The following is a 7,284-nucleotide window of genomic DNA, read 5'->3' as shown; positions in this document are numbered from 1 at the left end:
CCGAGGAGCATAAATGCTTGATAGTCGGCTTCACCCAGGCATCGAGGACGCATCCAGAAGCACGACTTCTGCCGACCCAACCCAAGACGCGGCGAACAACTGCTGCAGTAGGGCATGGGCACGACCGGCACCGTTGACGGCCTCATCGTCGACGACGACTCACCCGAAGGCACCGGAATACTGGCCGACGCGATGGCGCAGAAGGATCCGGCTATCAGCGTTACGCGCGGGTCAGGAATCCGGCCTCGGCGTGGCCTATCTGGCGGGCTTCAGCTGGGCCCGCCCGGACAAGCACGATGCCCTCATCGCTGGGCGTGCGCCTGTTGGTCTGAGATTGCGGCGAAAGGAATGAGCGTCCGTGTCATGCCTTGCGTTCGCCAATGAGTATGCCCAATGACGGAAAGGTTTTAGTCGAGGTCGTTAGCGCACTCGCGGATACTTCGAAGCCGGGTTACGAAGCCATCGATACTTTTGACCTCTTAGTGCGGAGCGCCACCTCGCTCACGTCTGCTGTCGAGGCTGGCATTTTGCTCGCTGATCACAATCAACATCTTCACGTCGTCGCCTCTACCAGCGAGAGAACCAGTGACGTGGAGGAAGCGCAGCTGGGTTCTGAGCAAGGACCTTGCGTGGTGGCATTTCGTACCGGTGAAACGGTGAACGTGCCAAACATCGCCGCTTCCAGGGTCGACTGGCCCGCCTTCGCTGCCCTTGCCGAAGACCGTGGTTTCCACGCTGCTCACGCCGTCCCCCTGCGCCACCGCGGCCAAATTCTCGGGGGACTGATTCTATTTTCGGAGCAGCTCGGCCCACTGAGCGATGAAGATGCTGCGTCGATCGAGGCCATGGTCCGAGCCGCGACAACCAACCTCAACGAAGAATTGCACCGGGCGCTCGACGCCCGGGTGACGATAGAACGAGCCAAAGGGGTCCTCGCTCAGCAGTATGGAGTGCCCATGGACGCCGCGTTCTCACTCTTGCGCGCTCATGCGCGGAAGACGGACAAGCGATTGGGCGATATCGCAGGAAAAATTATGAATAGTCGAGGCAAATCTAGATGATTCAGAAGACCGTTCGGATATGCCTTGGTCACGTCCCTCTAAAGGGTGTGGTTACTACGGCAAGAGTGGGGCCGGATCGGGCCGGTGGCGAGTGCTGCGGGCCTAGCATCTCAACCGGCGTCGGGTGTAGATCGACCGGTCACAACCTTTTGCCCCTCGCATGCCGTGAACCGACGCATTCCAGCAGCGGAAATCCTCTGTGTAGCGCAGTGATATCCGATGCTGGCGTTCGAAGCGGAATAGTGTGGTGACGCCATTGACCGGGGTATCCGATCAACAGAAGCTGATGCGGAGCATGGCTTCGGGCAGTCAGGCTGCGTTCGGCCTGATTTACGATCAGTTGAGTGTCCCGACGTTTGCGATCTGCAACCACTATCTGAAGTCCCCGGCCGCGGTCGACGAGGCCATGTGTGGCCTGTGGCTATACGTCTGGCGAAACGCGGCGATGTTGTCGGGGCTTGGCGGCTCGCCTTGGTCGATCATCATTGGAACAGCGGAGCGCCACGCCGCGTATCACGCTCAGACAGAGCGCCTAGCCCGAGAAGCGGATATCTCTGTGGTCGCACGTCGGTAATGGGCCCGCCGGCGAAGACTGGCGGATTACAGGCGCAATCACCATCCCGGGGCACAAGGAACTGTCAGCGGGAGTTGTGCGGCAGATTGTCGCCGCGTTCCCGAACACGCCCCAGAGCTGGAAGTAGGAAAGTCATTGGCCGCGAAGCAGCTACCGCCGTTCCCCGTCGTGTTGGACCGCACGGAGGACCGCACATTCAGCGCGTTCACGCTGGCGCTTGGCCACTACGCCGAGACCGCCCGTGCAAGCGCCGCCGCCGAGGGGGAGAGCGAGCAGCCCAATCAGTACCGCATAGCCGATCTCTACGCGAACCCCGTTGGGGCCGAAAAGCTCCCAGAGGACGTAGAACGACAGTTAACCCAGGCAGGAAGAGCACTCTCATGAGCACAGTAAAAACGACGAAGCGAACCTTAACGGCGCGCGCCTACCGAGATGGCAAGTGGTGGACGATCAAAATTCCCGAACTCACCTCACCATCACCCCGAGGGGGAGATACCCGCATAACGGCTACCGGGCAGGCCCGCAGCGTCAAAGACATTGACGCCGCCGCCCGCGACATTGCCGCAGTGTGGCTGGACGTGGACGAGGACCAAATCGAGGTTCAGGTGACGGTAGAAATTCCGCCGCACGCTGCCGAGTTGTGGACGCTGGCGAAGAAGAACGAAGAGGACGCCCGGGCTGCCGTCGCGGAAGCAGCCAGGCTCAACCGCGAAGCAGTTAAGGCCCTCACCGCAGACGGTCTCAGCCAGGCAGACACCGCCCGGATTCTCGGCCTCTCACCGCAGCGTATTAGCCAGCTCACCCACTAGAACCAAACGATCAGGAGACCCAATGGCGATTAATGAAGAAGGCCGACAGGCCGAAAATGCTAACGAGCTAGCCGAGGTCGATCTTGCCGGTATCGGTGACCCAGGGCACCCGGAAGATGATCTGTCGCTCTGGTTCGCACAGGCGTCGGATGACGGCCGAATCGGCGTATTGCGGGTGCTTGGACACCACCGGACCGAGGGTCTCGAGAACCTCGGTCCGGTGGTGTCGTTGCTGAGTGGTCGATCAACTCGTGAGCCTTGTAACCTGAGCCGTTTTCAGTACGAGTCGTTGTGACATTTCGCAGGTGGCTGACGGGTTCAATAGTCCCCCGGCTGCAGATCCCAGTCAACGCGACATCCTGCCAGGCGCGGGTGATCCACCGCGGCGTCTCGCATGCGTCTGTCACTCCTGTCGGTGACGGTCCCTGCCGCAGCTGTAAAGCGGGTCGCCTACGTGCTCGGTGCCGACGGGTGACGGTCTTTCTGTATAGGGGTTGCCTGTCGCGGCCCGACACTGCGGCTAACGTGTAAGCACCCAAGGATCAGCGCTCCAAAGCGAAAGCGGTCGACCTTTTCATGAGTTCCCCCTGGTACATCTTGTCTTCTACTGCTGTCGCAGACGCACTCGACGTGGACATCGTTAATGGCCTGCCCAGGAGGCAGGTAATCGAACGCACTGGTAGGCACGGCTCCAATGTGTTGGCTGCTGCAGCCAGCACCCCGGCGTGGAAGAAATTGCTTCAGTTGCTCTCGGACAAGATGACCATTGTGCTACTTCTAGCGGCAATCGTTTCGGCCGTCGTGACCCGTGAGTGGGAGACCCCGGTGGTCATCCTCATCGTGGTGGTGTTCAACACCATCCTGAACTACGTGCAGGTAGCGCGGGCGGAGAACTCGCTCGCAGCGCTACGGAAGATGTCCGTTGCTACGTCCCGGGTAAGACGGGACGGACAAGTCGAGGAGATTGACAGGTCCGAGCTGGTTCCGGGAGACGTTGTTCTCTTGGAAGCGGGCGACTCAGTGCCAGCAGACGGGCGCGTGGTCCAAGCCTCTCAACTACAGGTGGCCGAGGCGAATCTGACGGGAGAGTCCCAACCGGTCGACAAAGACCTTGCGCCGACGACCGACCTTGACGCACCCCTGGGCGATCGATCGTGCATGGTGTTCATGAACACAGAAGTTACACGAGGCCGTGGCACCATGATCGTCACGGACACGGGCATGAAGACGGAAATGGGTGCGATCGCCGAGCAGTTGGCGAGTACCGGGGAGTCTAAAACCCCCTTGCAACGCCGCATCGACCGGCTCGCACGACTGCTGACCCTCGTCGCGTTGGTAGTCGTGGCCATTGTCTTCGTGCTCGGGTTGCTGCGAGGAGAAAGCATCGCCGATTTGCTGCTGACCGCGGTATCCCTGGCTGTGGCCACAATCCCTGAAGGACTCACTGCGGTTGTGGCGTTCACGCTGGCCATGGGCGCCAATCGGCTGGCCACGCAGGGAGCGATCATCAAACAGCTCTCCGCGGTTGAGACACTGGGTTCCACCAGCCACATCGCGACTGACAAAACCGGCACTCTTACTCTCAACGAAATGACCGTGCATCGCCTCCTCGTTGATGGGCATACTTTCAGGGTGACAGGTCGGGGCTACTCCACCGACGGACGGGTCCTCAGCCCCGATCACTCCACTCCCGACAGTTTTCCGGACGCGTATCTGTCTATGGCATTGTGCAATGACGCCTCCGTGAGCGACGGGCGGCTGGTCGGGGACCCCACCGACGGGGCTCTAGTTGTGTTGGCTGAAAAAGGCGGGCTCGACGTCGACGGTGCCCGCTTGGCTCATCCGCGCCTGCAGGAAGTCCCCTTCGACTCGGTATACAAATTTCAGGCTACGTTTCACCATCAGACTTTCCGGATCGGTGACACCACTGCGGCCGACTATCGGATCTTCGTCAAGGGCGCCCCAGGGATCGTACTGAAACGGGCTACCTCGGTGCTCGGTGCAAACGGGCCCCGCCCGCTCACCGAGGAGGACCGCGACCGTATCCTTGCGTCAGTCGACGAACTGGCCGATGAGGGCCTTCGCACCCTGATGATCGCAGGGCGAACCCTGGAGGACGGAGCTCCAGGGGCTACCTCTCTGCCCGAGGACGGCGAGTCACTACGCGAACTGGCCACCGACCTGACCCTGTACTGCGTCGTGGGGATCACCGACCCGCCCCGCCAAGAGGCCGCTGAGGCCATCAAGATCGCCCAGGGCGCCGGCATTTCCGTCCATATGATCACCGGCGACCACCTCCGTACCGCATCGGCAATCGCTAAGTCCCTGAACATCCCCGGAAACGCCGCTTCAGGCTCGGATCTCGACGAAATCGACGATGACGCGCTCCGCGACCATGCCCCCGGCTTCGGGGTTCTTGCGCGGGTCGCCCCCGAACACAAGATTCGCTTCGTCAAAGCGCTGCAGAGGCGTGGAGAAGTCGTCGCAATGACCGGTGACGGCGTCAACGACGCTCCAGCGCTGAAGCAGGCGGACATCGGCATCGCCATGGGCATCACGGGAACCGACGTCTCCAAAGGGGCGGCCCGGATGATACTCACGGACGACAACTTCGCTACCATTGTTGCCGCCGTGCGTGAAGGTCGCGGTATCTACGACAATATCCTCAAGTTTGTCCGCTTCCAGCTCTCGACGTCCTGGGGCTTCGTCATGCTGTTCCTGATCTGCGGTGTGCTCGGCATCGCTGGAGGCGCACCGTTCACCGCTCTGCAGATACTCTGGGTGAACATCATCATGGACGGCCCCCCAGCCCTGGCCTTGGGCGTTGAGCGCACCGAACCCGACGTGATGCGCCGACCGCCCCGCCCTGCGCAGGAATCATTGCTGACCTGCTCCCGTATGGGGCACATTCTTCTCGCCGCTGCGACCATGACCGCCGGCACCCTCGCGGTGTTGCTACTTGCCTCCACGTGGTTCCCCGACATCGACTCCGAGGGCATCACCACTCTGGCTTTCACCACCTTCGTGTTCTTCCAGGTCTTCAACCTCCTCAACGTGCGCTCGGAAGCCCACACCGTTTTCTCTGCCCGCACACTCACCAACGGCGCCATCTGGATCTCGCTGGCGGTCGTATTCGTCCTCCAGATCGCGGTTGTGCACGCACCTGTACTGCAGGGCCTGTTCGACACCACCGCACTCACTGCCGCACAATGGCTGACCGCCGCGGTAATCGGGTCGCTCGTCCTCTGGGTTGAAGAGCTGCGAAAGGTAAGCTCCCGGCGCCGCGCGGCGAAATCCACTCTTACGATGGGCTGACTGGCGGAGTAGTGAACGAGCATTTGACCGGTCTTTTCCAATGACCGCTTCACTGTTTCCCGCGAGACACCGACGAGCCCACCGATCTCCCGCTTCGAGCGCTTGCCTGCTGAAATAGGTGGCGTATCTTCGCCCAATCGTCCCTATCGGTCACCTTCCATACTGTTCGATGGCCCTGTTCTCAATCGCGCTAGTGGTTGTAGATGGAGCGAGGCGACAATTCTGCGCGGGGAACCGCGAAGAGCTGGCCCTGGCGGACGGGCCAGCTGCACAGCGAGCGCACAGTCACCGGCGAAGGTGAGCGGCGGCGCGGCTGGACGCTGTGGCTGACAATCGGATGCGGGAACAATGGCTGGGGACGCGGATCAGGACGTTCAGGATGACGGGCGCGGGCCAGGTGTCGCGGTCCCGCTGAGAGCTTGCCGCCTTGGCCAGGAAGGAGGAGCAACAACGACTGGCTGCTTCCGGCGGTGAACCCAGAATCAACAGGAGACACGTCACTCAGACCCAATCAGCCGTCGGATTGCTAATTGTGGGCGGGGGACTCGTGAACATCCGTCTCGCGGCATCATCGAATTTGCTGCGGAGGATCATTGCGATCGGTTGGATGGTCAGTTTGATGAGTGGGCCGTGGTGGTGGCCGGATCGATGCCATCCGAGATGGACCGCACATTCACCCCGCGCTCACGCAGCAGAGTGACCGTGTTCAAGACGTCGATCAACGAGCGCCCCAGGTGATCAACCCGCCACACCACGACGGTGTCGTCTGCCTCGGCGTACTCGAGGAGCTTCTTCATCCCGGGCCGCTCAGTCGCGGTCTTACTCCCAGATCTGACGTCCGCGAACACGTCTCGTTTCTGCACTCCGGCGGCGAATCTTGCCAGGCCTTCAGTAGTAACGGCGGGATCTGGTTGAACATCGGTGGCTCTCCGCCCGCGAGTTGCACAAGCGTTGGAATAGAGCGGCGGCGAAATCTCATGACTACGTCTATTAGGAAAACGGCCCTGTTTTCGATCTACACAACGCCGCGGAACGCGGCTCAGCAGTTCGTAACCTGGTTCTTGGTCGACGGTGATCGCCGTTAGATGTGAGACATCGCGGGCGGTGTGCCGAAGCTGATCGATTTCGCGTGCCCATCGAAAAAGGGGCCACCAATTGATGCCGGCAGTGCGGCCCTGTCTCGCTCGGAGCCAGGGCCGCACCCGTGGTCTTTACATGCCAGCGCAAGTCCGGCAGAGTCGCTGGTCGTTTGTGCCTGGCCGCCTGTTTGAGGCCGGGATTTGCTTTCCGGAGGGGCAGTCGCTGTGCACGTGGTGCACGTCGGGGTCATTCGGATTGGTCGAGTAATACGGTGGAACGCGCATTTCAGGCTCCTTCGTTTTGCACCGGCATCTCCGGTGAAATGACGGTACGGCGGGTCACGTCCCGCTGAGTGGTGGAATTTCTCAACACCATGCGGGTCAGTGGTTCTAGTCTAGGCGGCGGCGAGTTCGGGGAGGATCACCGCCTCGTCGAGGACCTCGAT

5 protein-coding genes and 2 pseudogenes are annotated in these 7,284 nt (G+C 61.3%); 5 read left to right on the top strand and 2 right to left on the bottom strand.

From position 1 onward, the window contains the following. Positions 1-380 precede the first annotated feature (380 nt). From E3T61_RS05740 to E3T61_RS05725, 4 genes are all read left to right on the top strand, one after another. Positions 381-1,061 (top strand): GAF and ANTAR domain-containing protein, encoded by a 681-nt coding sequence (locus E3T61_RS05740; protein WP_134639947.1) that lies wholly within the window; start codon positions 381-383, stop codon positions 1,059-1,061. A 244-nt stretch (positions 1,062-1,305) separates the two neighbouring features. Further along, the gene (locus tag E3T61_RS05735) at positions 1,306-1,635 is read left to right on the top strand and encodes a sigma-70 family RNA polymerase sigma factor (RefSeq protein WP_134639946.1); all 330 of its coding nucleotides are present in this window, start codon (positions 1,306-1,308) and stop codon (positions 1,633-1,635) included. A gap of 135 nt (positions 1,636-1,770) precedes the next feature. After that, a complete protein-coding gene (locus E3T61_RS05730; protein ID WP_134639945.1) occupies positions 1,771-2,019 on the top strand; it encodes a hypothetical protein in 249 nt (82 codons plus the stop codon). Beyond that, the gene (locus E3T61_RS05725) at positions 2,016-2,444 is read left to right on the top strand and encodes an antitoxin HicB (RefSeq protein WP_134639944.1); all 429 of its coding nucleotides are present in this window, start codon (positions 2,016-2,018) and stop codon (positions 2,442-2,444) included. Before E3T61_RS05730 ends, E3T61_RS05725 begins: the two co-directional genes overlap by 4 nt. A gap of 73 nt (positions 2,445-2,517) precedes the next feature. Here the strand turns inward: E3T61_RS05725 and E3T61_RS22635 are convergent. After that, positions 2,518-2,658, bottom strand: a pseudogene (locus E3T61_RS22635) (NADP-specific glutamate dehydrogenase); the annotation flags it as partial. A 362-nt stretch (positions 2,659-3,020) separates the two neighbouring features. Between E3T61_RS22635 and E3T61_RS05715 the strand changes: the two are divergent. Then, on the top strand, positions 3,021-5,759 hold the full coding sequence (locus E3T61_RS05715; RefSeq protein WP_134639943.1) for a cation-translocating P-type ATPase: 2,739 nt from the start codon (positions 3,021-3,023) through the stop codon (positions 5,757-5,759). 629 nt (positions 5,760-6,388) lie between these two features. On the opposite strand, the pseudogene E3T61_RS05710 reads toward E3T61_RS05715, so the two are convergent. Beyond that, a pseudogene (locus tag E3T61_RS05710) lies at positions 6,389-6,643 on the bottom strand (recombinase family protein); the annotation flags it as partial. Between the last annotated feature and the right edge of the window lie 641 nt (positions 6,644-7,284).

It is taken from the genome of Cryobacterium lactosi (genome assembly GCF_004403945.1).
In the GTDB taxonomy this organism is placed as follows: Bacteria; Actinomycetota; Actinomycetes; order Actinomycetales; family Microbacteriaceae; genus Cryobacterium; species Cryobacterium lactosi.
This window is presented reverse-complemented; position numbering and strand designations above follow the sequence as displayed.